The sequence below is a fragment of the Vibrio sp. Vb0888 genome (assembly GCF_033338835.1).
In the GTDB taxonomy this organism is placed as follows: domain Bacteria; phylum Pseudomonadota; class Gammaproteobacteria; order Enterobacterales; family Vibrionaceae; genus Vibrio; species Vibrio alginolyticus.
The window spans coordinates 1-1074 of the sequence record NZ_JAWOTL010000311.1 but is presented as its reverse complement, the minus strand read 5'-3'; the positions used below and the strand labels follow the sequence as shown (position 1 = coordinate 1074).

At 44.3% G+C, this 1074-nt stretch carries 1 protein-coding gene; it reads right to left on the bottom strand.

The features are described from left to right. Nucleotides 1–31: 31 nt before the first annotated feature. Nucleotides 32–1074, bottom strand: a 1043-nt coding sequence (locus R7P72_RS25885) for a sensor histidine kinase (RefSeq protein ID WP_318111103.1), incomplete at its 5' end; no start/stop codon positions are given.

The following is a 1074-nucleotide window of genomic DNA, read 5'->3' as shown; positions in this document are numbered from 1 at the left end:
TCGTCATCGACGCATAAAATCAGATACTTAGTCATGTTTCATCTCCTTCTTCGATGACTGGTAACCAGACGGTCATACAAGTAAAGGCATTGAGTTCCGATTGAACATCAATCCAGCCTTTGTGTGCTGCAACGATTTGTTGGCAAATAGACAGTCCAATACCTAAGCCAAAGTTGCCTTCTTTTTTGGTTGTAAAGTTGAGTTCAAAAATTGCTTTTTTCTGCGAATCCGGAATACCGCATCCATTATCTTCAAATGAAATCACGGCATAACGCTGTTGGTTTTTTTCAACTTCTCTCGTTTGTATTTTTAACGACCCTTTGTCAGGAAAGGCGTCAATCGCATTGGATATTAGGTTGGTCCATACTTGTTGCAATGCAATAGGTTGGCAAAGCATACGCGGAAGTGAGGCGTAATCTGTTGAAACTTGATGTACCTTTAGCTTGTTTTCGAAAATCACTAAAGTGTCTTCGATGCCTTCATGGATATCGGCGTAGTGCATGCGTTCATCATCAGATCTCGCGTAGCCTTTTAGGCTCTTCACCATGTCAGCGATGCGAGCGGCACAAACATTGATAGAACGGAGAGAAGCACCTGCTTGATGGTATTGTTCTAACGTCTCTAGCGTAGAGGAGGCATTGTCTTTCTTCTTGGCGAGCTGGGAAACGAGTTCGGAATCGCTCTCTAGGCCTAAATTGACGACTTTTTTGGCAATGGCACGATCAGGTAACGTGCTGTTGAGTTCTTTGACGCGTGAGCGCAGTTCGGCAGTCGAGGCTGGCTTGGCGGTTTGAGCTCTGGTTAGAAGCTGAACACCTTTGATTTGTACTTCTGCTGTCGGAAGTTGAGTTAATAGCCCTTCGAGGGTATGAGTGAGGTTTTCTACACCACGCAAAATCGCAGCTATTGGGTTGTTCAGTTCATGGGCCACGCCTGCAACCAACTGGCCGAGCATGGCCATTTTTTCTCTTTCAATCAGTTGTTGATGAGCAGATTCAAGTGATTCGAGTGTTTTCTGCAATTGTAATTTTGTGTTGATGCTTCTCTGTAATCGGCGATTGAAATGACGAAGAA